The sequence below is a fragment of the Chitinophaga sp. LS1 genome (assembly GCF_034274695.1).
GTDB lineage: Bacteria > Bacteroidota > Bacteroidia > Chitinophagales > Chitinophagaceae > Chitinophaga.
Map to the genome: position 1 here is coordinate 3884922 of NZ_CP128362.1, position 26749 is coordinate 3911670.

At 43.8% G+C, this 26749-nt stretch carries 23 protein-coding genes; 16 read left to right on the forward strand and 7 right to left on the reverse strand.

Going from position 1 to position 26749, the window contains the following annotated elements; genetic code table 11:
• Nucleotides 1-3 precede the first annotated feature (3 nt).
• Complete coding sequence (locus tag QQL36_RS16085; RefSeq protein WP_321570265.1) at nucleotides 4-129, reverse strand: hypothetical protein; 126 nt, start codon at nucleotides 127-129, stop codon at nucleotides 4-6.
• A 110-nt stretch (nucleotides 130-239) separates the two neighbouring features.
• Here QQL36_RS16085 and QQL36_RS16090 point away from each other — a divergent pair, with 110 nt between their 5' ends.
• From QQL36_RS16090 to QQL36_RS16110, 5 genes are all read left to right on the forward strand, one after another.
• A complete protein-coding gene (locus tag QQL36_RS16090) occupies nucleotides 240-770 on the forward strand; it encodes a hypothetical protein (protein WP_083722714.1) in 531 nt (176 codons plus the stop codon).
• Between the two features lies 1 nt (nucleotide 771).
• Nucleotides 772-996 carry a hypothetical protein gene (locus QQL36_RS16095; RefSeq protein WP_083722713.1) on the forward strand — a complete coding sequence of 75 codons (225 nt, stop codon included), beginning with the start codon at nucleotides 772-774 and terminating at the stop codon, nucleotides 994-996.
• A gap of 342 nt (nucleotides 997-1338) precedes the next feature.
• Nucleotides 1339-2319: a glycosyltransferase gene (locus QQL36_RS16100; RefSeq protein ID WP_083722712.1), complete on the forward strand. Its 981-nt coding sequence runs from the start codon at nucleotides 1339-1341 to the stop codon at nucleotides 2317-2319.
• A gap of 395 nt (nucleotides 2320-2714) precedes the next feature.
• The gene (locus tag QQL36_RS16105; RefSeq protein ID WP_083722711.1) at nucleotides 2715-3740 is read left to right on the forward strand and encodes an SDR family NAD(P)-dependent oxidoreductase; all 1026 of its coding nucleotides are present in this window, start codon (nucleotides 2715-2717) and stop codon (nucleotides 3738-3740) included.
• A gap of 1 nt (nucleotide 3741) precedes the next feature.
• Nucleotides 3742-4272, forward strand: coding sequence for a flavin reductase family protein (locus tag QQL36_RS16110; protein WP_321570266.1), 531 nt, complete (start codon nucleotides 3742-3744; stop codon nucleotides 4270-4272).
• Here QQL36_RS16110 and QQL36_RS16115 read toward each other — a convergent pair.
• Nucleotides 4261-4785: a hypothetical protein gene (locus QQL36_RS16115; RefSeq protein ID WP_321570267.1), complete on the reverse strand. Its 525-nt coding sequence runs from the start codon at nucleotides 4783-4785 to the stop codon at nucleotides 4261-4263. The two genes, QQL36_RS16110 and QQL36_RS16115, sit on opposite strands and share 12 nt — an antisense overlap.
• 67 nt (nucleotides 4786-4852) lie before the next feature.
• Between QQL36_RS16115 and QQL36_RS16120 the strand changes: the two genes are divergently transcribed.
• Nucleotides 4853-6343 (forward strand): SulP family inorganic anion transporter, encoded by a 1491-nt coding sequence (locus tag QQL36_RS16120; RefSeq protein WP_321570268.1) that lies wholly within the window; start codon nucleotides 4853-4855, stop codon nucleotides 6341-6343.
• A gap of 152 nt (nucleotides 6344-6495) precedes the next feature.
• On the opposite strand, the gene QQL36_RS16125 is transcribed toward QQL36_RS16120, so the two are convergent.
• Both QQL36_RS16125 and QQL36_RS16130 read right to left on the reverse strand, forming a co-directional pair.
• Entirely contained in the window at nucleotides 6496-7425 is a 930-nt protein-coding gene (locus QQL36_RS16125) for a DNA/RNA non-specific endonuclease (protein WP_321570269.1), read from the reverse strand.
• Complete coding sequence (locus tag QQL36_RS16130) at nucleotides 7425-8453, reverse strand: endonuclease/exonuclease/phosphatase (RefSeq protein WP_321570270.1); 1029 nt, start codon at nucleotides 8451-8453, stop codon at nucleotides 7425-7427. Before QQL36_RS16130 ends, QQL36_RS16125 begins: the two co-directional genes overlap by 1 nt.
• Nucleotides 8454-8813: 360 nt before the next feature.
• Here QQL36_RS16130 and QQL36_RS16135 point away from each other — a divergent pair, with 360 nt between their 5' ends.
• From QQL36_RS16135 to QQL36_RS16145, 3 genes are all read left to right on the forward strand, one after another.
• On the forward strand, nucleotides 8814-11363 hold the full coding sequence (locus QQL36_RS16135) for a TonB-dependent receptor (protein ID WP_321570271.1): 2550 nt from the start codon (nucleotides 8814-8816) through the stop codon (nucleotides 11361-11363).
• Between the two features lie 27 nt (nucleotides 11364-11390).
• Nucleotides 11391-13421: a DUF5689 domain-containing protein gene (locus QQL36_RS16140; protein ID WP_083722705.1), complete on the forward strand. Its 2031-nt coding sequence runs from the start codon at nucleotides 11391-11393 to the stop codon at nucleotides 13419-13421.
• Nucleotides 13422-13540: 119 nt separating this feature from the next.
• On the forward strand, nucleotides 13541-14854 hold the full coding sequence (locus QQL36_RS16145) for a serine hydrolase domain-containing protein (protein WP_321570272.1): 1314 nt from the start codon (nucleotides 13541-13543) through the stop codon (nucleotides 14852-14854).
• Nucleotides 14855-14959: 105 nt separating this feature from the next.
• Here the strand turns inward: QQL36_RS16145 and QQL36_RS16150 are convergent, their stop codons facing one another.
• The 3 genes from QQL36_RS16150 to QQL36_RS16160 form a co-directional block, all read right to left on the reverse strand.
• Nucleotides 14960-15631: a GDSL-type esterase/lipase family protein gene (locus QQL36_RS16150; RefSeq protein ID WP_321570273.1), complete on the reverse strand. Its 672-nt coding sequence runs from the start codon at nucleotides 15629-15631 to the stop codon at nucleotides 14960-14962.
• Nucleotides 15632-15663: 32 nt separating this feature from the next.
• Nucleotides 15664-16302, reverse strand: coding sequence for a PAQR family membrane homeostasis protein TrhA (gene trhA, locus QQL36_RS16155; RefSeq protein WP_083722702.1), 639 nt, complete (start codon nucleotides 16300-16302; stop codon nucleotides 15664-15666).
• 75 nt (nucleotides 16303-16377) lie between these two features.
• On the reverse strand, nucleotides 16378-16869 hold the full coding sequence (locus QQL36_RS16160; RefSeq protein ID WP_321570274.1) for an Lrp/AsnC family transcriptional regulator: 492 nt from the start codon (nucleotides 16867-16869) through the stop codon (nucleotides 16378-16380).
• 146 nt (nucleotides 16870-17015) lie between these two features.
• Between QQL36_RS16160 and QQL36_RS16165 the strand changes: the two genes are divergently transcribed.
• The 7 genes from QQL36_RS16165 (at nucleotide 17016) to preA (ending at nucleotide 26747) form a co-directional block, all read left to right on the forward strand.
• The gene (locus QQL36_RS16165; RefSeq protein ID WP_083722700.1) at nucleotides 17016-18473 is read left to right on the forward strand and encodes a CoA-acylating methylmalonate-semialdehyde dehydrogenase; all 1458 of its coding nucleotides are present in this window, start codon (nucleotides 17016-17018) and stop codon (nucleotides 18471-18473) included.
• 30 nt (nucleotides 18474-18503) lie between these two features.
• Nucleotides 18504-19856 carry an aminotransferase class III-fold pyridoxal phosphate-dependent enzyme gene (locus QQL36_RS16170; RefSeq protein WP_083722699.1) on the forward strand — a complete coding sequence of 451 codons (1353 nt, stop codon included), beginning with the start codon at nucleotides 18504-18506 and terminating at the stop codon, nucleotides 19854-19856.
• 150 nt (nucleotides 19857-20006) lie between these two features.
• Nucleotides 20007-21467, forward strand: a complete 1461-nt coding sequence (locus tag QQL36_RS16175; RefSeq protein ID WP_321570275.1) for an NCS1 family nucleobase:cation symporter-1 — start codon at nucleotides 20007-20009, stop codon at nucleotides 21465-21467.
• A complete protein-coding gene (hydA, locus tag QQL36_RS16180; protein ID WP_321570276.1) occupies nucleotides 21451-22833 on the forward strand; it encodes a dihydropyrimidinase in 1383 nt (460 codons plus the stop codon). Before QQL36_RS16175 ends, hydA begins: the two co-directional genes overlap by 17 nt.
• Nucleotides 22834-22851: 18 nt before the next feature.
• A complete protein-coding gene (locus QQL36_RS16185) occupies nucleotides 22852-23718 on the forward strand; it encodes a nitrilase-related carbon-nitrogen hydrolase (RefSeq protein ID WP_321570277.1) in 867 nt (288 codons plus the stop codon).
• A 131-nt stretch (nucleotides 23719-23849) separates the two neighbouring features.
• Nucleotides 23850-25172 carry an NAD(P)-dependent oxidoreductase gene (locus tag QQL36_RS16190; RefSeq protein ID WP_321570278.1) on the forward strand — a complete coding sequence of 441 codons (1323 nt, stop codon included), beginning with the start codon at nucleotides 23850-23852 and terminating at the stop codon, nucleotides 25170-25172.
• Nucleotides 25173-25478: 306 nt separating this feature from the next.
• Nucleotides 25479-26747, forward strand: a complete 1269-nt coding sequence (gene preA, locus QQL36_RS16195) for an NAD-dependent dihydropyrimidine dehydrogenase subunit PreA (RefSeq protein WP_321570279.1) — start codon at nucleotides 25479-25481, stop codon at nucleotides 26745-26747.
• The last annotated feature ends 2 nt before the right edge of the window (nucleotides 26748-26749 follow it).

Consider the following 26749-nt stretch of genomic DNA (forward strand, 5'->3'; position numbering starts at 1 on the left):
ATCTTATAGCCTCACATTGAATGCTGACCATAGTGAGACTGGCGCACTCACCGGCACATTTTGATCATCAATTGCCTGTTCGTTCTTATTCTCTAACGGATTTTCTGGTTGTTCGTTTTTCTTATCCATAAAGTGAATTTATTAAAGAGTGAACATATTTTAAATAGGTAGTGCAAAGTTGGATCCATGCAAAAAATGGCATGGCCTCATTATTGTTATCTCAAAAGAAAACCAATGTTATGGCAAACAAGACAAAAACTACAAACGATATACAGGATTCAAAGCATGATCAGGATCGTATGAAACCAGAAACGACAATTATAGACATGCCTGAGGTAAATGATATACCCGGTCAGGAAAATGTAGAACCGTTACTGCCTGATGCTGGCCATGTGTCTACTCCCGCCTCCGATGATGAAGAGGGATATGGCGTACTCGACGATTTGAATGGCAGTCCAAAAGATACGATTGAAACAGACGATGAACAACTGATCACTGATGAACGTAGCAATGTATCCCGTCAGGAAAGACAGGATCTATATGAAAGTGCAAACGTCACACCTGGCGATGAAGGCGCCAGTGATCTGAAACGTGCCCAGTTGGATAATGTGGATGAGGAGGGTGAATTACTGGAAGAACAAACCGGTCAGATATCAGGTGAAGATCTGGATGTACCCGGTAGTGAATTGGATGATGACAATGAAGGCACGGGTGCAGAAGATGAAGAAAACAATTCGTACAGCGTAGGTGGTGACAGAAATGAATTATAATATGAAGCACACATCTCTTGATAAGGAAAAGGTACAGGTAGATTTCACTTCTATGAATCTACCTGCACCTGTTCTCAATTTTCGCCCAGACGTATATACAGACGGCGATAGGTATTATTGCGTATTAGGGGCAGGTACAGAGCAGTCAGTATTTGGGGAAGGTAATACAGTAGAAGAAGCACTATTGGACTGGGAAAAGGCTTATCATGAGCGATCAGGCAAGTAAGTTTTCCTTGTCCCTACTTTCACTTCTCAACCTGTTTATTCAAGGTAGGTAAAGGATTCCGGCGATCTGTGCTATTACGTCACTTGTTCCCATGGTTCCTATAAATGGGGAACAACTTGCTCAGCTACTCCCAAACCCTGCTGCTGAGAGAGACTTTCATATGAATAAATACCCCCATTACAGGCGTTTCCTTACCCATTGAGTACTGTTGGTTTGCTTCTTGTTATTATTGGTAAATGGCATTAAACACTATCTGACGAACTTTCTACCTGTATGCTTGGCTATTTTCACTCAAAAAAACTGGGACAAATTCACTCACTATAAAATCAAATTTCTCATTGTATGACGACCCGGGTTGGTTCTGAATCCAGATTGAAAATCTTTACATGGCATATTCATGGTAGCTATTTGTATTATCTGTCACAGGGGAACTATGATATATATATCCCGGTAAATGATGAGCGTACACCCGGTTATTATGGTCGTGGGAGAACATTCCCATATGGAAGCAATGTAATAGAGATACCGGCTGATATGGTAAAGAGTTATGACTTTGATGTCATCATGTACCAATCAGTCAAGAATTATCTTGTAGATCAATACGAGATCCTGACACCTGCACAGCGCAGATTACCCAGAGTATACCTGGAACACAATACCCCGCTCAAAAGCCCCTTTGGCACCCGCCATACGGTCAATGATCGTCGTATCTGTCTCGTGCATGTAACACACTATAATAGACTGATGTGGGATAATAACCGCACGCCTGTTACCGTGATAGAACATGGTGTCACAGATTCAGATATTCCTTACACAGGAGAACTGGGTAAAGGTATCACCGTTATCAATCACCTGTCACAAAGAGGTCGTGCGCTGGGTTGGGATGTATTTCAGCATGTAACGAAAGAGGTGCCTGTAGACCTGGCAGGCATGGGCAACGATGCGATAGGAGGGGGCGAAGTAGCGTTTGCGCAGTTGCCTGCATTCAGGGGTAAATATCGTTACCTCTTTCATCCGGTACGGCATACCAGTTTAGGACTGGCAGTATGCGAAGCGATGATGCAGGGATTACCTGTAATAGGGCTTGCTACTACAGAACTGGTCACGGTGATTGAAAATGGGGTGAATGGTTTTATCCACACGGATATAGATTTTCTCATTGATAAAATGAAACTGCTGATGAATGATCCTGAGCTGGCTGCACGGATGGGAAAAGCGGCAAGGGAGAAGGCGCTCAGGCGGTTTAATATAGATCGATTTACAGCGGATTGGGAAAATCTATTCCATACTGTTTGCAATAATGTGAAAGAAAAAATGATGTAGGAGTTGTTTCGCATAAAAATTAACCTCCTGGGAATCGTTTAAAAAGACAAGCTGTTTCTATGGGTAACCGAGGAAAACAGGCTGTATCGAACTTATGATGCAGCCTGTTTTATTTTAAATGAATACAGATCGGTGCGCTAAGATGTTTTTCGACAAAAGTGAGCATATGACGCTACATCCCCGGCAGTTTAATACCAGCATCGCGCAATGTATGGATCACCCTGGCGTTTAGATCAAATTTTGTTTCATCAAATTGTTCCTGTGGTAAGCGTTCTCAAGCATTTTATCCATCATAATTAATCCGGTTTTTCATTTTCAGTATTAAAATATCATACCAGTCTTAGCAATCACGTGGCCTCATCTTTGTACTTCACTAAGTATAAAAATATAACTTTATGGAACCTGTTAATATAGAGAATAGAAACAAGTATGCGCTTATAACAGGCGCCACCAGTGGGATTGGCTTTGAATTGGCGAAATGCTTTGCAAAAGATGGTTACAACCTGATCCTGATAGCACGTAATGAAGAACGATTGAAGGACGTGACAGATGAGTTGAAGAAAAGTTACACAGTGGAAGTTACACCTATAGCAAGGAATTTATTTGCACCGGAAGCAGCGGAAGAAATCTACGAACAGACAAAGAAAATGGGTATTACAGTGGATGTATTGGTCAATGATGCGGGGCAAGGTGAGTGGGGACCATTCGTAGATACCAGTCTGGAGCGTGACATTGATATCATTCATCTGAATATCATCGGTCTGGTGTCACTCACCAAGTTATTTTTGCGTGACATGGTGCGCCGCAACGAAGGGAAGATCCTACAGGTAGGGTCAGAGGCGGGGACCACGCCAATGCCATTGTTGGCAGTATATGCTGCTACCAAAGCATTCGTTCTGTCATTCAGTGCTGCGCTGGTAGATGAGCTGCGTGATACGAATATTACCATCACAGCTTTATTACCTGGAGCTACAGATACAGACTTTTTCCACAAGGCAGGGCAGGAGGATACCGTCACTTATAGAGAAACTCAACTGGCTTCCCCTGAGGTTGTGGCACAGGACGGATATAAAGCCCTGATGAGAGGTGAGCGCAAAATTATCTCAGGTAATAAAACTAAATTACATGTGTGGATGAATGATCTCCTTGGCGCAAAGATTTCCGCATCTAATGCACATAAGGCCAATGAGCCAAGTCATAATACAGCAGGAGAGAAACTGCCGCAGCATGAAGCATCTTTGAATGAGCGGGAGTATATTACCCAGCATAATGGGGAGAGAGATGGGGACCTGATCACAGGGCGTAAATATAGAGAAAGGCCCAATCCGAATGAGCCTGTATTGACAAAAGAGAATTTACCTGATGCAACCAATGAATCTACAGGAGTAATTGGTTCTGGCCAAAGACAAGATTCAAACTAAAATGAAAAAAGACTTTCCGGTAGAGGACGTAAGACGATTCTTAGAACCCACTCCTACGGTCCTCGTTACATCTGCTTACAAAGGCAAACACAATATTATGACGATGGGATGGTACACTGTAATGGAGTTTGTTCCATCCCTTATCGGCTGTATGATCACTGGGAGTAATTACAGTTTCGACCTGATCTATAAAAGTGGGGAATGTGTGATCAACATTCCCACTGCTGATATCGCTAAGAAAGTAGTTGCTGTGGGGAACTGTACGGGTGCAGATACAGATAAGTTTGCAGAAATAGGCTTCACTGCCGAGGCAGCCAGTATCGTAAAAGCGCCATTAATAAAGGAATGCTTCGCCAGCTTTGAATGTAAAATTCATGATCGTAAGCTCATCAATACTTATAACTTTTTCATCTTTGAAGTGGTAAAGGCACATGTAGCTACCCGGCCTAAATTTCCTGAAACTATCGCCTACAGGGGTGATAGCCAGTTTGTACTTTCGGGGAAGAATATCAAAATTCATTCAGATAAGTAATAGGTTCATTACCTGCCACAGGTGTTGACACTGGGCCAGATCTCTTACAGGAGACAGGCCCAGTATTGTTTTGCGTATATGATTAACCATATTCAAATCAGGATGTGTTACCCCCGGATGAACGACTATACAGGCGATGGCAGTTTTTAAAATAGTTGCTTTTACCCGCATGCTTTCAGGAGAATATCTTGCCGGGTGTATATGAATGTATTGACCGGGTACATTGCCTTCCAGCAGTATCCATTTAGAAGTATCAGATAATATAATTTCTCTGTATGCTCCTTGTAGCCATGCAAGGTATGCTGCTTCATCTGCTGCCGGAATATGACTCAAAACTTCTTCAAATAACCCTTCCTGTGATAAATGTCCATAATAAATATCCATCTGGGAGTTGCCCAGTTTCTTCAATAATTCAGGCAAAGTGTCTGGTGTAGCAAGTGCAATCTGTTGATGAATATACCCACGGTGGTGCTTAAGGGCGTTGAATAAGATATTTGAGAATGCAGGCATCATGCGAAATTAATTGAATCCCGGGGAAAATCGAGTAACTTTGCGCCCCGCGCACGTATAATACATCAACATGGCTTACCTGAATTTATTTGACTTTAAGCAAAAAGTCGATTACAAGAACGAAATCCTGGCTGGCCTCACTGTAGCCATGACCATGATTCCTGAATCGCTGTCCTTTGCAATTTTAGCAGGTTTCTCTCCATTAACCGGTTTATATGCCGCTTTTATCATGGGCTTAGTTACTGCCGTTTTTGGTGGGCGCCCCGGTATGGTATCGGGTGGTGCAGGAGCAACAGTGGTCGTATTGATTGCATTAATGCAATCCCATGGTATCGAATATGTATTTGCCGCTGTTATGCTGGCAGGACTTTTACAAATCTTAGTCGGGGTATTTAGATTAGGGAAGTTTATTAAACTTGTACCTCAGCCGGTGATGTATGGATTTGTAAATGGGTTAGCCATCATCATCTTCACCGCACAATTACAACAATTTAAATTAGGCAGTGGGGAGTGGTTGTCAGGGTCTCCTTTATACATCATGCTAGGGTTGGTATTATTAACCATCGCGATTGTGTTCTTCTTTCCTAAATTGACAAAAGCAGTACCTGCATCACTCGTAGCTATCATCATCGTATTTGCACTCGTATTAGGTTTTGGAATACACACCAAAACTGTAAAAGATATTGCAGCCCTCAGTGGTGGTTTCCCTCCATTCCATATCCCCGCTATTTCCTGGACTTTTGATACATTAAAACTCATCTTCCCGTACTCCCTGGTAATGGCAGGTGTAGGTTTAATAGAATCGCTCCTTACATTAAATGTAGTAGATGATATTACCGGCACCAAAGGCCGGAATAATAAAGAATGCATTGCGCAGGGTTCTGCAAATATTTTAAATGGATTCTTCACCGGCATGGGTGGATGTGCTATGATCGCGCAAACTTTCGTGAATCTCTCCGCAGGTTCCAGAGCGCGGCTCTCCGGCATTATTGCAGCCATCACCATATTGATGGTGATCTTATTTGGTGCGCCTATTATAGAAAAAGTTCCCATGGCAGCACTGGTTGGTGTGATGATGATGGTGGCTATCGGTACCTTTGAATGGATCAGTATCCGCATCATCAACAAAATGCCCCGTCACGATGTCATCATTGGTATTCTCGTGGCCCTTATCACTGTATGGCTGCACAACCTTGCCCTCGCTGTACTTGCAGGCGTGGTGATCTCAGCGCTTGTTTTCGCATGGGAAAGTGCGCATAAATTACAGGTGAAAAACTATATCGATGCAAAAGGGATCAAACATTACGAAGTAAATGGTCCGCTGTTTTTCGGTGCTATCAGCACTTTCAATGCGAGCTTCGATCTTGAAAATGATCCGGAAGAAGTCATCATTGATTTCAATGGTAGCCGTGTCACTGATATGAGTGCTATTCAGGCATTAGGTAAATTAACTGAACGGTATAAACAAGCCGGCAAGAAACTCCATCTCCGTCATCTAAGCGATGACTGCATCGCAAAACTCACAAACGCAGAAGGTGTAATCGATGTAAACATTATATAAAAAAGAGAACGGTTATTTATAAAAAAAGAACGGTATTAAAAAACCAGGTTTAGATTTTTTTGAGGAAAATCTGAACCTGGTTTTTTAATACCGTTCGCTCCTCCGAAAGAATTGAGAATTTCCCGCAGGGGAATTCTCAATTCTTTCGCTATTTACGGCACATATACCTTAGACTTTAAAGCTGTTTGTACATCCGTCGGTAAGTTACTCAACAAACTATACCCTGTAGAATCTTCAATCGCCTTCACAGTAGTGATATACTCCTTCCAGTTCGTAGATACTGTCGTATTATCATTCGGCGTATCAATCGCCACAACAGTAGCACTGCTGGTGATACGGCTCAGATCATTATCCCCAATTGGAATTACTACTACCACCTTCCAAACCTTTCTTGGCACAGTCACATTGCCACCATCAATCGTAGTCGCCGCACCCGCAGAACCAGTACCACCAGTACCATAACTACCCATGACAATAAAACACTCATTCGCACTACCCGCCAGCGTATTCCTTGTATAATCCTCAAACGTCGCCCACGCCTTCTGGTTATTATTCGGCGCCTGCGGAATCATATTACTCATCAGGAAAGTAGCTTCATTCGCATCCACAGAGCTCGTTCTATCTCCTGAAGGACAGTTATGTCCCCTGTCAAATCCTGAACTGGTGAAACTCGTACTCTGTACCTGATAAAATGTAGAAGGCAACTCTGTATCCGCCCTGAAATCATCCGTTCTGCCGGAACTTCCCACATCACTCGCCTGCAAATGCCAGCTCACCCAATTCGGTCCGCCACGTAAACTATTATACGATCCTATCCAATAATCTCTGTCAATTAAATAGTTCGCCGGAAACTCTATACAAGGCTGTGCACTTGACGGATTTCCCAATAAGATATGACTATTGTCACTTGTATTAGCAGTATAAGTTCCGCATGTATCAGCAGAAGAAGACTCTCCACCTGAATAACGAATTGTGTCTGGTGTACTTGCAGCCGGTTTTACCGCCACATCTCCCTGTTTCTCACAGGCAGCAAGGATCAATAGTACGAACGCAGCTGGCAATAATAATTTTTTCGCTTGCATCAATTAGCTTTTATAAGAGTAATGAAAGTTGGAAAGTGGTCACTAAAACCCCCCATATAGTTATCAAAATCAAAAGTGCGCTTAGGATACCCCTGATATCTGCCAGAAGTCTGGATCATATCGTCCCTCTTGAAAATATTCGCTTTGTAAAAGTGATAATGCCCATCATCTTTATTCAATAAATGCTGAGACATCACAATCTGGTCAAACAATGCCCATGAATCCTGGTATGCCAGTGTACCAATCCCTTTCTTAAAAAACGCCATCCAGGGATTAAACAATTCATTCTCTTTCAATTTCTCCGCATCACCTTTTGCTTTCAATACCCTGGTCATACTTTCATTAGTAGGATTATCATTCAGGTCACCCATCAGGACCACATTTGTATTCGGATCTATCCGGAACAGGCTATCCATAATATGTCTGCTCACGCCTGCTGCAATGGCACGTCCCGGCGCAGAAGCAGCTTCTCCATTACGACGTGAAGGCCAGTGATTCACAAATATGTGATACACTTCACCATCCAGTTTACCTGTCACCCACAATACATCACGGGTTGGGTAACCGTCCGGAAGTTGCACCGTGAGCGACTTACTACTTATAACAGTAAAGTATGCAGGGTTATATAACAATGCCACATCGATACCGCGTTTATCAGGAGAGTCATAGTGTACGATCTTGTAAGGTAGCTTGCCTGTATTGATCAGATCCTTCAAAACTCCTTCATTTTCAATCTCTGCCACACCTAAAAGCGCCACGCCATCCGGGGAAAATTGTTTGCCCATGTCAGTTATCACACTGGCCATGTGCTTTACTTTGTCCTGATATACTTCACTCGTATATCCCTTGTTTCCTGTTGGTAAAAATTCATAGTCGTTTACATGTTCCTGATGAATTGTGTCGAAAAAATTTTCAAGATTGTAAAATCCGATGTTGATCACCTTGTACTCTTTTTTCTGTGCCCATAGGGATAATAAAGGACACAAGGTTAAGATAATCAACTGGTTGATAGCTCTTCTCGATAGCATTGAGATTATTTTAGTTCACGTATTCTGATATAAAAACGGCTGCAAAGAAAGTATAAGCATTCTAGGTAGTATGCGCTAAGAATGTTAACAAATTATTAAATGCGATGAAACGAATTTAACAATATTTTGTAATTTCAAAAATCGTATACTTTTGCGACCGCTAGTAAAATAAAACATAAATAAGCTGAGGAAGCATTATGTCATGAGCTTAGAGTAACTATCAACATATGTGAACACGCTGTTGATCCATTTTTCGTGAACTAATCGCACATCGCAAATACATTTTAATAACCGGATTCATTTCCGGGTAGGGGATTCTTTTGCATTTATTTTTTAAACAAACACCATTCGTAAATCCTTATGTCTATTTACAACAGAATAGTTGCGGTGGGATGCCTTTGTATGTTCATTTCCAGTGCAAGGTCACAGGTTCGTGATTCAGCCTATGTACGGGATTCTCTGATCAGAGAGGATGTAAAGGCCAACATTCCCATCATTGCTATTGATGAAACAGACTCTGACAATGGCAATGCCGCCGGTCAGAACATCTCCTCCATTCTATATGCAGGAAGGGATCCGTATTTTTCAAACGTGGCAAATTTCAATGCTGCAAGGTTCAAAGTAAGAGGCTATAATGCCGATTATTTTGAAACATATATCAATGGCATTCCTGTAAAGAACATTACCAATGGTTTCACACCATGGAGTTTATGGGGTGGTCTGAACGATGTGATGCGTAACAGACAAAGTGCCAATGGTTTGCGCCCTGTTGATTTCGGTTTAGGCGAAATCGGTGGTGTGAACAACATTGACACACGTGCTTTTCGTCAGCGTCAGCAACTGAGCATCAGCTATGCAGCGACCCGTGGTAACTACAATCACCGTCTTATGGCCAGCTGGAGTTCAGGTATGAGCAAGAAAGGGTGGGCTTTCTCTCTCGCCGCTTCCGGTCGTTATTCCAAAGATGGTTATGTAGAAGGAACATTCTACGAAGGTGCATCCTACTTCTTCGCAGTAGACAAAAAGATCAATGCAAAGCATATGCTGTCTTTCGTGACCTTCGGTTCGCCAACTGCTGATGGTGGTCAGTCCGCCGCTACGAAAGAGATGTACGACCTCGCAGGTTCACATTATTACAACTCCTCATGGGGATGGCAGGATGGCAAAAAGCGTAGTGCAAATTATACCACTACCTATCAGCCATATGCAATCCTGAGTCATGAATGGAAGATTGACGACAAGAGCCGTCTGAACACTGCCGTTGCTTTCTCGTATGGGGAGCGTGCACGTACAGGACTTGACTGGTACAATGCACCAGATCCAAGACCTGACTATTACCGCAACCTGCCAAGCTACCAGGAAAGCACTGCTGCAGCTGAATACATTGCCAACAAATATCGTACGGATGAATCTTACCGCCAGATCAACTGGACAAAGATGTACAACATCAACCGTATCAATGAAGAGACTGTTGAAAATGCAAACGGCATCACCGGCAACAGTGTAACAGGCAACCGTTCCCTGTACATCCTGCAGGACAGGGTGGTGCAGACAACAAAATTCAACTTCAACACTATTTACAATAAGAACCTGAACAAGCATGCCGACCTCACTGCCGGTATCTACTTCAACCACCAGCGTGACCGCAACTACCAGCGTGTACACGATCTGCTGGGTGGCGACTTCTATGTGAATGTGAATAAGTTTGCACAACAGACCAATACCAGCACAGAAGATGTTGAACAGTTTGACCTGGATAATCCTAACCGCATCCTGAAAAGAAAAGATAAATACGGTTACGACTATTCCATGAACGTAAACGATGCAAAAGTGTTTTTACAGGGTATGTTCCACTACGACCATGTAGACTTCTTCGTATCCGGTGCATATAACTATACATCTATGTTCCGCGAAGGATATATCAGAAATGGTTTGTATCCAACCAACTCAAAAGGTAAATCCGAAACTTTCAACTTCAATAACTACGCTTTCAAAGCAGGTGCAACCTACAAGATCGATGGCCGTAACTATGTATTCCTGAATGCATCAGCATCCACCCGCTCTCCTTATGTAGAGAACATCTTCACCTCTCCACGTAACCACAACGGTACACAGAGCGATGTGAAAGCAGAGAAAATATATAGCGCAGAAGCCGGTTACGTCATGAATGCGGAGAAAGTAAAAGTTCGTCTGAATGCCTACTACTCCCTGTTCCAGGATGGAATGGACATCATGAGCTATTACGATGACAGCTACGCCAGCTTTGTAAACTATGCACTGTCTAATATAGACAAGGTAAACTATGGTATGGAGTTCGGTATCGAAGTCCCTGTTTATGAAGGGCTGAAGGCGACTGCGGCTGCGAACATCGGTCGTTATTTCTACGACTCCCGTCAGCATGCGGTAGTAACATCTGATAACAGCTCTGATGTGATCACATCCGAAACAGTATATACCAAGAACTATCATGTAGGTCAGACACCCCAGGAAGCCTACACAGTAGGGCTGAACTACCAGGGTAAGAAAAACTGGTTCATAAATGTGAATGCGAACTACTTCGACAAGATGTGGCTGGAAATTAACCCGGTAAGACGTACAGAGAGAGCTACAGAAGATGTTCAACACAACTCTACACAGTGGCATTCCATCCTGGATCAGGAGCAACTGCCTGCGCAGTTGACCATGGATCTGTTTGGTGGAAAGACCTGGTATACCCACGTAGGAGGGCGTTCTGCATCAATTGTATTCACACTGGGTGTAAACAATCTGCTGAACAACCGGAACCTGATCAGTGGCGGTTATGAGCAGCTACGTTTTAACTATACTGACAAAGACGCGAGCACTTTCCCTCCGAAATTCTATTACGCATATGGCGCGAATTTCTTTGCCAGCCTTGCATTCAGACTTTAATTATTAAAAATATAATCAGCTATAACAATGAGAAATTTATTGCATTCTTACCGTACCTTATTGGGGATGCTGCTTTTATTATCCCTTACTTTTGGGGCTTGTAAGCGCCAGTACGATGAACCTCCTTATGCAACTGACCCAGACATTCAGGCAACTACTACCATTGCAGAATTACAGGCAATGTATACAGGTACGCCGGTAGAAATTACCGACAGCCTGATTATAGTAGGTGTGGTGACAGGTAACGACCAGGAAGATAACCTGTATAAAAAGATCACCCTGCAGGATGCAACCGCAGGTATCGAAATCGAAATCGATCAATCTTCTTTGTATGCTTCCTATCCTGTAGGTCGTAGACTCTTTATCAACCTGAAAGGTTTGACACTGGGTACTTACAATGGTCTGCTGGAACTGGGGCTGGGTGTAAATAGCAGCAACCAGCCACAGCGTATTTCCAGCTCCGTGATTGATGACTTCATCACCGTGGGTAGCACTGGCAACGTGGTAGAGCCGGTAGAAGTAACTATCAGCGAACTGTCTTCCACTTACCAGAGCATGCTCGTAAGCATCAAGGATGTGGAGTTTGCAGACAGCTATTTGAGTTCAACTTATGCAGACAGTGTAAATTCAACAACTGCAAACGTAACCCTGCAGGATTGCTCTGCCAATACGCTCTCAGTTCGTACCAGCGGTTATGCAAGTTTTGCAAACAAAACGGTGGCACAGGGTAAAGGTACCATCACAGGTATCTACTCTTTCTATAATTCAGATAAACAGTTCTACATCCGCACACTGGATGACGTAGCTGATATGACAGGTGTTCGTTGCGATGGTACAACTGCCAGCGACAGTGTAGAACAGATCAGCATCGATAGTCTGCGTAGCCTGTATAGCAGTGCAGACATCACAGTGCCAAGAGGTCGTTATATCACTGGTTATGTGATTTCTAATAGTGCAAAGGGTAACGTGAATACACAGAATCTGTACCTCCAGGAGGGTAACGATATGTCAGGTATCCTTGTGCGTTTCACAGAAGCACATAGCTTTACACAGGGGCAGAAACTGAAGATTGCAATAGGTGGTCAGACATTGACGAGCTATTATGGTCAGCTGGAACTGAACAACATTCCTTTGGATAGTGCTACAGCCACCGGCGATACCATGAGCATCACACCAAAGGTATTGACCATTACCGAACTGAAGGCACAGGCAGCGGCACTCTCCGGTACGCTGGTGACCATTAGTACAGTGACCCTGAGCAATACAGCTGGCAGTACTTATTCAGGTACAGTAGTCGTGACAGATGCAACAGGTACAGTGAACTCCTTTGTTCGTACAGGTGCTTCTTTCGCATCATCAACATTCCCAACAGCAGCATCTTCTTACACAGGTGTATTGAACATCAATAGTTCCAGCTATGAAGTAAATATCCGTGATACTACAGACGTGATCAGATCTACATCTTCCTCCTCAGGTGGTAGTGATTCAGGTAGCGGTGGCAGCGATAGCGGTTCTGACGATGGTAGCGGAAGTGGTAGTACCACCACTGTAGTATATACTGAAAACTTCAGCAAAGGTGGTAAAACAGGCTATGCAGATGCTGCATCCACTCAGGACGTAGGTTCATGGCAGTTTAGCCAGTCATTGGTAGCGGTATCCAGTACTTCTACAGCGAAGGACGTATTCACCAGCGGTAATACAAATACAGCTCGTCTGAGAGGTGCTAACAGTAGCACTGACGATGGTTATATCATGATGAACTTTGACCTGACCGGTGTGCAGACAATTGCCATCGATCACGCAGGTGCAAGCTATGATACCGGTGATGCTGTTACTTATGGTTTCACGCTGTTTGCTTCTTATGATGCAGGTGCAACCTGGACACAGGTAGGTAGCCCAATCAGCAGCACAGTGTCAGTAATGAATACAGAGACCTTTACGATTGGTGCAGCAGCGGGTACTGCTGTGAGATTCAAAATTCTGAATACTTCCAGCAATGGTTCCAGCGCACGTGTACGTATGAATATTGGTAGAGTGGTATTTACAACTTTACAATAAAACAGCATTTCTTCTTAGAAAGGAATTTTCTAAACTTCTTAGAAAAAAATCTTCCAAACGAAAAAGCTTTTGCCAAAGGCAAAAGCTTTTTCGTTTATTTGAAATCGTATCTTCATTCTATGAAAAAGATACTTTTATTCCTCCTGTTACCCTTTGCAGCCCAGGCGCAAACCAACTATCCATTAAAGCTGGACGCTTATATGCGTGCCCAGGCCACCATCTCCCATTTCAGTGGCAGCGTACTCGTAGCGCAGAAAGGTAAAGTCATTTACAGCGGTGCTTTTGGCGAAGCTGATAAGGAATGGCATGTGAAAAACACGGTAGCCGGTAAATACCGTATCGGCTCCATTACCAAACAATTCACGGCCGCCTGTATCCTTCATTTGGAGGAACAGGGTAAACTGAACCTGGATGACAAACTGAGTAAATACATTCCTGATTATCCACAGGGCAATCAGGTCACAATACACATGCTGCTGAACCAGACGACCGGTATTACAGATTATACCTCACTGCCAGAAACCGATTTGCATGCTGATGTATTGGATGTGGCCCCTGCTGACTTTATTAAAAGTTTCCAGTCACAACCTTACTTATTCACACCCGGTTCCCGGTGGGCGTATAGCAATTCCAACTATTTCCTGTTGGGATATATAGTGGAAAAGGTAACGGGTGAGTCATTTGCGAATTACCTTAAAAAAATCACTGACAAAGCTGGTTTGAAAAATACCGGCATGGATCGTCCTGATACCCTCTTGCCTTACCGTACACATGGTTATATGGAAGACTATAATATACCTTTTTATACCATGTCAGGTCCTTATGCTGCTGGTGGTATGTATTCAACCGTAGATGATTTGCTGGCCTGGGATCAGGCATTACTGGGCAATAAGGTATTGTCCGAAGCTACTACCAGGAAAATGACCACTGCTTATATGGGCCATTACGGCTATGGTCTGATGATAGACAGTCTGGTTAACCATCCCAGGATCTGGCACAGTGGGGGCATTCCCGGTTACCGGTCAGTGATCAGCTGGTATAAAGATGGCGATTTCAATGTGATCGTATTATCCAACAATGAATCCAATGCACAATATGTAGCCGGTGGATTGGCAGGTATCATGTTAAATATGCCAGTCGTAAATCCTTATGTTCACAAGGCGGCGGCTATCAATAATGCGGTAATAGATAATTATGTAGGTACTTATTTTGTTGGAAATAAAATAGAGTTAATCAGGAAAGAAGGTAAATTATACCGTAAGATAAATGGGGTGGATGATATAGAGCTGATACCTGAATCAGAGAAGAAATTTTATTACAGTGATGGAACGGACAGGCAGATAGAGTTTGTGACAGATGCAGCGGGAAAGGTGGTGAAAGCGAGTGTGATTATGGGCGGGTTGAAATTGCCACTAGAAAGGATAGCTGAGTAAAAGAGAATTCTTAATGAAGTTCTCCTTAATAAAAATTCTCTTTATAAAAATCCCCTAAATAGCAATCCCCGCTGACTAAGCGGGGATTGCTATTTAGAGAATTATTTATTTCTTTACCTCTTTCTTTACCAACGTAGGCTGAACTAACTTCTTCCATATCTGGTACCCATCCTTATTCAAATGCAGCATATCACTCTGGAAAATCTCAGGTCTTGAATTCCCATCCTTCGTCAACATCGGTGTATACACATCTATCCATGTAATCTTATGCTGCGTTTTCAGGTATTCCTTAATCAGTGCATTTGCCTGTTTCACAGTTTCCCTGTATTTATCACGAGAAGGACTTGGCTTAATAGATATATAAATAATAGGTGTCTCCGGCAGTTTTTCCCTGATGGCAGTGAGCAGCTTTTTCGTACGCTCGAGTACTGTATCAGCAACCGCTCCATCCGGAATATCATTTTCTCCTACATACAACACGATCTCGCGTGGATGATATGCAAATACCAGATCGTCCAGGTAAAAGGTGATATCATTCACCACAGCCCCCCCAATACCTCTGTTCATCACATCATAGGAGGCAAAGGTTCGTTCTGCATCTTCCCATTTACGGATAGAAGAGCTTCCGACAAAAAGGATCGGGTTAGCAGGCGGAGCGTACATTTGGTCATAGTGTTTAATCGTCTGTACATCATCCCAGAAACGTGGTTTATCCTGTGCTTTGCTGACCTGTATAACGGTCATGCCTATCAGCAGCAGGAGCATGGCTTTCTTCATAACATTCGGTTTAAAATGCCAAGGTAATAATTCTATACGGATAACAGTACTGCTACGTAGTGGCAAATAGCAGCTGCGAGCACAAAGAAATGCCATACGGCGTGGGTATAAGTCCTTTTCTCGCGAAGGTAAAAGTACACACCGATAGAATACAAAACACCGCCAATAGCGATCATGGTGATTACAGGCACCGGCAGGGAAGTGAAAAATGTTTTACCACCTACAATCATAATCCATCCCATAATGAGATAGATGATCGTGCTCAGGATATTGAACCGTCCTGTAAAGAAGGATTTAAAAATGACACCAACGGCGGTCAGTCCCCACAAAATACAGAGCAGTGTAATCCCGAATGCATTGTTCATAAACACCAGTAAAAATGGCGTGTACGTACCGGCAATGAGGAAATAGATACTGATATGATCCAGTACCACAAAGAGCTTTTTTACCTGTTGGTCCTGGGCCAGGTGGTATACCGTAGAGCAGGTGAAAAGCAGAATAAAACAAAAGCTGTAAATACCGGCGCCTACGATACCACGGGTATTTCCATGAGTAGCGGCAATACCGGTCAGAACAGGGAGAGCGCTGAGCCCAAAGAGGATGCCTACGGCGTGGATAATGCCGTGCACGATCTCCTGTTTACGGTTGTAGAATGAGTCTAAAACAATCATTGGTTAATCTTTTCGTCTGGGTGCAAAATTAACGAGAATAGCCGGGGAAGATTGTTAAAATAGCGTAAAAAAAGCTTACTCCTTCAGCAGCATCAGATCCGGTTGGGCATACTTGTAGACCTTAAAATAGATAGTCGTATTGGTCTGGTACACCCCCTCAATCTCTGACAATTGGTTGACGAACTGTACTAAATGATCATTATCTCTACACATAACATTGACTTCCAGGTCATATGCACCTGATGTCATAGCCAGAAAACTCACCTCCGGTAATTGTACAATCTGCTTCGCCACTTGCTCCTTAAAGGTGGCCGGCCGGATATACACTGCGATATGTGCATAAGACCTGAATCCTACCTTATCAGGGTCCACTCTGCCGATAATATTGATGGTACCTTCTTCAATCAATCTGTTAAACCGGGTCCTGATGGTACCAATGGATACATTCAGTTTCTCAGCAATCACGGTAAACGACACCCTTCCATCCTGTTGGAGGAATGATAAAATTGAAAAATCGAGATCATCCAGTTGAGTTGGTAACTTCTCGGGTATTTTATGCTTCGCCATAGTAAGGGTTATAATGCAAAAATGCAGAAATTTCAGAAAGTATGTATTAAATGTACATTTTTTTCAGTAAATTGATCTTATCGTATTAAAAATGTCAATGGCTGACCACCCACTCACAACTTTTTACCCAAACACCCCCAAGGCAAATGAAATACGACCAATTGCAGAATTTTGTAAACGGAAGTTTTACCAAAATCGCTTCCGACCGTACAATTCCCGTCATCTCTCCAATTGACGGTACATTATTGTCAGAACTGCCCTGCTCTACGGCCGCGGATCTGGACATCGCTGTACAGGCAGCAAAAAAGGCATTTCCGGGCTGGAGCCGCACACCTATTAAAGAACGGGTGCAGGTTTTTTTCAGGTACAAATTCCTGTTGGAGAAGAATCTGGATACACTCGCCAGTGTGATCAGTGCTGAAAATGGGAAGACGTATGGAGAAGCTGTACAGGAAGTAGAGAAATGTATAGAGTTGACAGAGTTCGCCACCTCACTACCACAGCTCATAGCAGGTGAAGTACTCGAGGTATCCAGTGGAGTGGAATGTCGTACATCCCATGTTCCTATTGGGGTAGTGGCATCTATCGTACCATTTAATTTCCCGGCCATGGTACCCAATTGGACGATTCCCAATGCGCTGGCTTTGGGCAATTGCATGGTCATCAAGCCATCGGAAAAGGTGCCATTGAGTGTGGGCCTGATCGCTTCTTTATTAAAAGAAGCCGGGTTGCCGGATGGGGTCTTTAACATCGTGAATGGCGATAGTGAAATCGTGAATGCCATCTGTGATCATCCTGACATTCAGGCTGTTTCTTTTGTAGGTTCTACCAAAGTGGCGAAGATCGTGTACCAGCGTGCTACACAAAGTCTGAAGCGCTGTCTGGCATTGGGTGGTGCAAAGAATCACCTGCTGGTACTACCGGATGCCAAACCGGATATGACCGCACAAAACATTGCTGCATCTATGAGTGGCTGCGCCGGACAACGATGTATGGCGGCATCTGCCATGGTGGGCGTAGGGAATGTAGATCACATCATCGCAATTCTTTGCGAGGAAGTGAAGAAAATCATTCCCGGAAAAAATTTAGGGGCGGTGATTAATAAAGATGCAAAAAACAGAATAGAGCAGTATATTACAGAAGCAGAAAAGAATGGCGCCCGCATATTAGTAGATGGCAGAGGCGCAGCAGTACCGGGTAAGGAAAACGGTACTTATGTAGGACCCACCATCATTGATTATGTTACCCCTGACATGTCCGTAGCGAAGGAGGAAATATTTGGACCTGTGATCAGTATACTTCGCACTTCCACCGTAGATGAAGCACTTGATATAGAAAATGCAAGCCCTTATGGCAATGCCGCGTCTGTGTTTACCCAGAATGGTAGCATGGCCCGTTATGTGGCGGAGAGGGCAAGTGCTGGTATGATCGGTGTGAATGTAGGCGTGCCCGTACCCCGTGAGCCATTCTCATTTGGAGGTTGGAATGAAAGTAAATTCGGCGTAGGCGATATCACGGGAAAAAGTTCAATTGAATTCTGGACCAGGCTAAAGAAAAGTACGACCAAATGGAACCCGGAAGAAGGGATTAACTGGATGAGCTAGGAGTATTTCAAGTCTGATAAAAATTATTGTATGTCAGCTATTGTTGACCTGTCAACCGCACAGGAGATTATTCAGGATAATCTCGACTATACACTATTTTCATGGAGTAGGCAGAAAGGCCTGCAACCTATTGCTGTAAAGCATGCGGAGGGAGTGTACCTGTATGATTATGATGATAAGCGATATCTGGATTTTTCGTCCGGATTGATAAATGTAAATATTGGCCATGGTAATCAGCGGGTCACTGAAGCGGTGATACGGCAGATGCAGGCGGTGAGTTATGTAACACCCGGTTGTGTGACGGCGGCGAGGGGGGAATTAGGGAAGAAGTTAGCCGCAATTTCTCCGGGTAATCTCACTAAAACGCTCTTTACAGTATGTGGAGCAAGTGCCATTGAAAATGCAGTGAAACTAGCCAGACTCTATACGGGCAGACATAAGATCATTACCCGCTACCGTGCCTTTCATGGCGCTTCTTATGTGGCGATGAGTGCCGGGGGGGATCCCCGAAAACTGGCAGCAGATGCCCAACAGGCCCCGAACTTTGTGCATGTGGAAGATCCTTATTGTTATCGATGTCCATGGGGGAAGGAGATGAGTTCCTGTTCAAGGGAATGTGTGAGTCATGTGGAAAGGGTGATTGAATTTGAAGGACCCGAAAATGTTGCGGCTATATTGATGGAAGGGGAAAGTGGGAGTTCTGGTTGTATTAAATATCCGCCTGATTATTTGCAAAAGATAAGAGCACTCTGTGATAAGCATGGTATCCTGCTTATAGCTGATGAGGTGATGAGTGGATTTGGGAGAACCGGTAAATGGTTTGCCTGCGATGTACACGGGGTAGTGCCTGATATGATCGCGACAGCAAAAGGGATTACAGCCGGGTATCTGCCATTGGGTGCATTGATCGTGAGTGATCAGATAGCGGCGCATTTTGATGAAAGGACTTTGTGGCTGGGATTGACTTATTCTGCACATCCGGTATGTTGTGCAGCAGGTGTGGAGGTGCTGAAGATATATGAAGATGAACACCTGTTGGAAAATGCGGCGTACATGGGTAAATATGTGACAGAACAGGTAGAACTGATGAAAGCACAACACCCTTGTATTGGAGATTTCAGAACGACTGGGTTATTAGGTTGTATAGAGCTGGTGAAGAATAGAGATACGAAAGAGCCGATGGCGCCATTTAATGCAAAGCCGGAGGAGATGATGGTGATGAATAAGGTGGCGGCACGGATAAAACAACTGGGGATGTATGCATTTGTACGGTGGAATTATGTGTTTATAGCACCGCCGTTGAGTATAACGAAGGAACAGATGGATGAGGGATTGGCGATAATTGATGATGCGCTGTGTATAGCTGATGAGTATGTGAGCTGAGAGCAATCAGGTCGATTAAGACAATTTAATAACCTGAGGACGAAAGACTAACCAGCGGATTTATTTTTTCTAAAAAAGAAGCCTCTCTAACCTGCTACTACTTTTTACACCACTAACCAATACGTAATCTGAGAACTAACTACTATTCATATGCCTACCAATTTGTACAGTGAAGACCTGGCCCCCGTAACTGCAGGCAGCAGGACCTGGAACACCTGGAATTATGCAGCTCTCTGGATCAGTATGAGCCTGTGTATTCCCACCTACATGCTGGCCAGTTCGCTGATAGAAGGAGGCATGAACTGGTGGCAGGCGATCCTCACCATTTTCGCAGGCAATACAGTCGTATTGATACCAATGATCTTAAACGGCCATGCCGGCGCCAAATACGGCATTCCTTTCCCTGTATTTGCCCGCGCCAGCTTCGGCACCAAAGGAGCGAATGTCCCTGCTTTATTACGCGCCATTGTAGCCTGTGGCTGGTTTGGCATACAAACATGGATTGGCGGCTTTGCTATCTATCAGATGCTAAGACTTTGGATACCGGCATTGGAGCAATTGCCTGCTATATTCCCTGCTTCATGGGGACTGGCCACAGGTCCGGCTATTTGCTTTATTCTCTTCTGGATATTGAATATGTATGTCGTGTATTTAGGCATTGACAGCATCAAAAAACTATTAGTATTCAAAGCGATCTTCCTACCTGTTGCAGCACTGGCTTTATTATACTGGGCCATCCACGCAGTGAACGGCGGATTAGGACCTATTCTCACCCAGCCTTCCCGTTTTCAAAATGCAGGTGCCTTCTGGGCATTCTTTATACCTGCACTCACGGGTATGGTAGGGTTCTGGGCCACACTCTCATTGAATATCCCTGACTTCACACGCTATGCACGTAGTCAGCAGGCACAGGTAAAAGGGCAGGCATTGGGATTACCAACATCCATGACGTTGTTTTCATTTATAGGAGTAGTAGTTACATCAGCTACGACTATAGTATATGGTACCACAATCTGGGACCCGGTAGTGCTGGCTGGTAAGTTTGATAATAAAATACTGGTGAGCATCGCCATGATAGCGGTCGCTATCTCCACATTGGCTACAAATATTGCCGCAAATATTGTAAGCCCGGCCAATGACTTTGCACACCTGAATCCAGCGAAGATCAGTTTCCGTACAGGAGGTTTCATTACAGGGATAATTGGTATTCTCATTTTCCCATGGAAGCTGGTAGCTGATCCCGGTGGATATATATTTACCTGGCTGGTGGGGTATTCAAGTTTGTTAGGCCCTGTAGGAGGAATAATGATTGCTGATTACTACCTCCTGCGCAGGCAACACCTGGAACTGGATGAATTGTACCAGCATGATGGCCGGTATAGTTACGCAAATGGGTACAACAGATATGCGCTACTTGCATTGTTATTAGGTGTTGCGCCGAATATTCCCGGTTTCCTGGCCACCATACATGTCATTGCTGCAGATGCATTACCTGCATGGATAACAGGCATATATAGCTATGCATGGTTTGTGGGTTTCTTTGTCTCAGGAATTGGTTATACACTGATGATGCGTTCAATAAAATCTATCGAATATGTCACTGCTGATTAAAAACGGAAGAATCATAACAGCTGCTGATGATTACGTGGCTGATATTTTTATAGAAGGAGAAGTGATCACTGCAATCGGAAAGAACCTACCTGTCACAGCTACCCGGGAAATAGACGCCAGCGGCAAACTTATATTCCCCGGTGGTATCGATCCGCATGTCCATCTGGCTATGCCTTTCATGGGTACATTTTCCAGCGACACCCATGAAACCGGTACCCGGGCGGCTTTATTTGGCGGCACCACTACCGTCATTGATTTTGTATTACAAACCCAGGGCCATTCACTCAAAGAAGCCCTCGATGACTGGAACAGCCGCGCACGCGGCAACGCCGTAGGTGATTATAGTTTCCACATGGCAGTTACTGATTTCAATGAAAATACAAAAGCCGAAATAAAAACCATGATCGAGGAAGAAGGCATCACCTCCTTCAAAACCTTCATGGCCTACAAAGGTGCTTTAATGATAGACGACCGGCAGATGGTCGCACTCATGCAGGAAGTAAAAAAATATGGAGGCATGGTAACCGTGCACGCCACCAATGGGGATATGATCGATTATCTCGTAGCACAGAACAGGGCGAATGGCAATCTATCTCCAAGATATCATTACATCTCACAACCAGAAGTAACAGAAGCAGAGGCTTCCGGCCGCTTTGCAGATATAGCTAATTATACCGGTTGCCCTGGATATATTGTACATCTTACCTGCGAAGGCGCTTTGAATGCAGTACGCAATGCAACCCGACGTAACCAGCATGTATTTGTAGAAACCTGTATTCAATATTTATTATTGGATAGATCATATTATGAAAGAGGATTTGAAAGTGCGAAGTGGGTAATGAGTCCTCCCCTGAGAGAACCCAAGGATCAGGCAACCCTGTGGGCGGGTATCAACCAGGGCCTGGTAAATGTAGTAGCAACAGATCATTGCCCATTTATGTGGAATCAAAAGCTCATGGGCAAAGATGATTTCTCAAAGATCCCCAATGGTCACCCGGCGATAGAGAACAGGATGGAATTATTATACAGTGAAGGTGTGCATGCAAAAAAAATCACCCTGAACAAATTTGTAGAAGTAGCCTGTACAAATCCCGCTAAGATCTTTGGGATGTTTCCCCGCAAAGGAACGATTGGTATAGGCAGCGATGCTGATATCGTCATCTTCGACCCAACTGAAGAACACGTATTATCAGTCAGCACCCACCACATGAATGTGGATTACTCCGGTTACGAAGGCTGGCCTGTTACGGGCAAAGTAAAGACAGTATTACTACGTGGCCAGGTCGCTATAGAGAATGGCGAGTGTTTGTTACCCAAAGGTGCCGGGCAGTTTATCCACCGAAATAAAGTTAATGGCATTATTTAACCAAAATCATAGAATCGCATGTCACGTATTATTAAATCAGGGTTAATCCAGATGAGTTTACCGAAAACGGAAGGCGAAGGTACGATTGAAGAAATCAAAGAGGCGATGTTTCAAAAGCATGTGCCGCTGATAGAAGCTGCGGGAGAGCAGGGAGTACAGATCCTTTGTTTGCAGGAGATATTTAATACACCTTATTTCTGTCCGGGACAGAACAGTGATTGGTATCAATCTGCCGAACCAGTACCTGGTCCGACTACCGAGCGAATGTCAGCCTATGCAGCAAAATATAATATGGTGATCATTGTGCCGGTGTATGAAAAGGAGCAGGCAGGCGTACTATACAACACCGCAGCGATCATAGATGCAGATGGGAAATATTTAGGGAAATATAGAAAGAATCATATACCACATACATCTGGTTTTTGGGAGAAGTTCTTCTTCAAGCCTGGAAATTTAGGATATCCTGTGTTTCAGACACGCTATGCGAAGGTGGGGATCTACATCTGTTATGATCGTCATTTCCCGGATGGGGCAAGGGTATTGGGGTTGAATGGGGCAGAGATCGTATACAATCCATCTGCAACGGTAGCAGGGCTTTCTCAATACCTCTGGAAACTGGAACAGCCTGCACATGCAGCGGCCAATGGGTATTTTATGGGATGTATCAATAGGGTAGGGGAAGAGAAGCCGTGGAATTTAGGAAGGTTTTATGGGTCTTCTTATTTCGTGGATCCTCGTGGACAGATATTTGCACAGGCTTCAGAAGATAAGGATGAATTGCTGGTGGCAGAGTTTGATTTGGGGATGATTGATGAGGTACGGAGTGTATGGCAGTTTTTCAGGGATAGAAGACCGGAGACGTATGGCAAGCTTACAGAGTTGTAGATCATAGTTATGGCTTTTTGAAATACCGGTTGAGGCATATGGTGAGCTTACAGAGTTTTAAATCATATTAATGGCTTTTCGTAATACCGTCTGAGACATGTGTCAATCCTTCAGAACTATAAATTATTCTTATGTCCCTTCGTAATAACAGGTTGACCACCGAAGAATACAATGCGCATTTCAGCGACATCCACCCTCCATTTGAAATCCACAGTGCTGCGCTGGTAGAGGCAAACCGCTGCCTGTTCTGCTATGATGCGCCGTGTACGAAAAGTTGCCCAACCAGTATCGATGTGCCCAAATTTATAAAACAGATTACAACAGAAAATCTGAAAGGAGCGGCATATACTATCCTATCTGCCAATATCATGGGTGGAGGATGCTCAAAAGTATGTCCTGTAGAAAAGTTGTGCGAAGGTGCCTGTGTATACAATCTCCTGGAAGAAGAAGCCATTCCGATTGCAAAACTGCAACGCTATGCCACAGAACGGGCTATCCGGGAGAAATGGCCATTATTTACCCGCCAGCCCTCCAATGGGAAAAAAGTAGCAGTAATTGGCGCGGGTCCTGCGGGATTGAGTTGTGCACATGCTTTGTCGAGAGAGGGGGTAGATGTAACAATTTATGAAAAGGAAAGCAAGGGTGGAGGGCTGATGACGTACGGGATTGCGGCTTATAAAGTGACACCACAGTTCTGTCAGGAGGAAGTAGATTATATCATTTCATTAGGCGGCATCAATGTGCTATACAATATGCAACTTGGCAAAGATGTATTGTTAGAAATATTACAACAACAATATGACGCTGTATACCTCGCATATGGTGTAGGGCTGGCAAGACAGTTATCTATAGCTGGTGAGCAATTAAATGGTGTGGTAGATGCGATTCATTTCATCTATGAGATTCGTACAAAGGGTTATCCTGAAGTGCCGGTAGGTGAGTCTGTAGCCGTGATTGGTATGGGCATGACAGCTATTGATGCGGCTACGCAGGCGAAAAGATTAGGTGCAAAAGATGTGACCCTCGTATATAGAAGAACCGAAGCAGAAATGCCTTGTACAGAGACAGAATTAAATATCGCAAAACTGGATGGATGCAAAATTATCTGGCTGGCAGCGCCGAAAGAAATTACAGGAGAGAATGGGCAGGTGAAACAATTAGTATGTGAAATGATGCGGTTAGATGAAAGGAAATCACCGGTGGGTATAGGAGAGTTGATTACACTGAATGTAGATATGGTGATTAAGGCAACGGGACAGTTACCCTATACAATGGCATCTCCGCAGATAGATAACGATCATGGTAAAGTATTGATTAATGAACATGCGGCGACTAGTTTGCCTGGGGTGTTTGCAGGAGGGGATTGTGTGAATGGGGGGAAGGAGGTGGTAGATGCGGTGCAGGCCGGGAAGGAAGGCGCGAAGGCAATATTGCAATACCTGATTGGTGAATAGCTTATTGTTTTATCTATTCTGAATGACAAACCATGATTGCTGGTAAGCAAAACTCCTTATTATTTTACCTGTTCTAAACAATAAACCATGATTGCTGGTAAGCAAAACTCTTTATTGTTTTACCTGTTCTAAACAACAAACCATGATTGCTGGTAAGCAAAATTTCTTATTGTTTTACCTGTTCTAAACAACAAACCATGATTGCTGGTAAGCAAAACTCCTTATTATTTTACCTGTTCTAAACAATAAACCATGATTACCTGTAAGAAAAACGCCTTATTATTTTACCTGTTTCAAAATTAACTTATGGCAGACCTTTCAACCAATTTTTTAGGCATCAAATCCCCCAACCCTTTCTGGCTGGCAAGCGCGCCCCCAACAGATAAACAGGTAAATGTGCTCCGCGCCTTTGAAGCCGGCTGGGGTGGTGTCGTATGGAAAACCCTCGGCAGCCAGGTAAAAAACGTCTCCTCCCGATATTCCTCCATAGATTACAATGGCAACCGTATAATGGGCATGAATAACATTGAACTGATCAGTGACCGCCCGCTGGACCTCAATCTAAAAGAAATTAAAGAATGCATCCGCTTATTCCCCGACAGGGCTATGGTTGTATCTCTCATGGCAGACAACAACAAAGAAAGCTGGCATGAATTAATCAAAAAAGTTGAAGACACCGGCGCCCACGGATTAGAATTAAACTTTGGCTGTCCTCACGGCATGACAGAACGTGGTATGGGAGCTGCCGTAGGGCAAGACCCTGAAATAGCAAAAATGGTATTAGAGTGGGTGATGGAAGCCGCTCATATACCCGTAATAACAAAACTTACTCCCAATGTACATTCAGTCGTACCCACAGGAAAAGCAGCAATCGCCGGCGGTACGAATGCATTGTCACTCATCAATACCATTCAGTCTGTAACAGGTGTAGACTTAAACACCTTCGTACCCAATCCAAATGTAGGCGGCCGATCTACTTTCGGAGGTTATTGTGGCCCGGCGGTGAAACCAATCGCATTAAAGTTTTTAACGACCATCAGTCAGGATCCGATTACTTCAAAAGTACCCATTTCAGGTATTGGTGGTATCAGTACCTGGAGGGATGCAGTAGAGTTTATGCTCCTGGGCGCCACCAGCTTACAGGTGTGCACAGCCGCTATGCGGTATGGATTTAGAATTATAGAGGACTTCTGTGAAGGATTAAATAACTGGATGGATGAAAAAGGATTTGCCACTATTTATGATTTTATCGGAAAGTCAGTACCAACCTTGACTCAGTGGGAAGAACTGGATATCAATTATCATATTGTAGCGAATATCAATCAGGATAAATGTATCCATTGTGGATTGTGCTATATCAGTTGTGAAGATGGTTCGCATCAGGCGATTAGTTTATCATATGGCAATCCGTATAATACATACGCTATTAAAGAAGATGAATGTGTGGGCTGTAATCTGTGTAAGTTGGTATGTCCGGTAGATGACTGTATCACGATGAAAGAACAGCGCCGGGGCGATGAGTATCTTAATTGGAAAGAGTTTCAGCGCCGGGGTCTACCATTGAATGATCATTGATA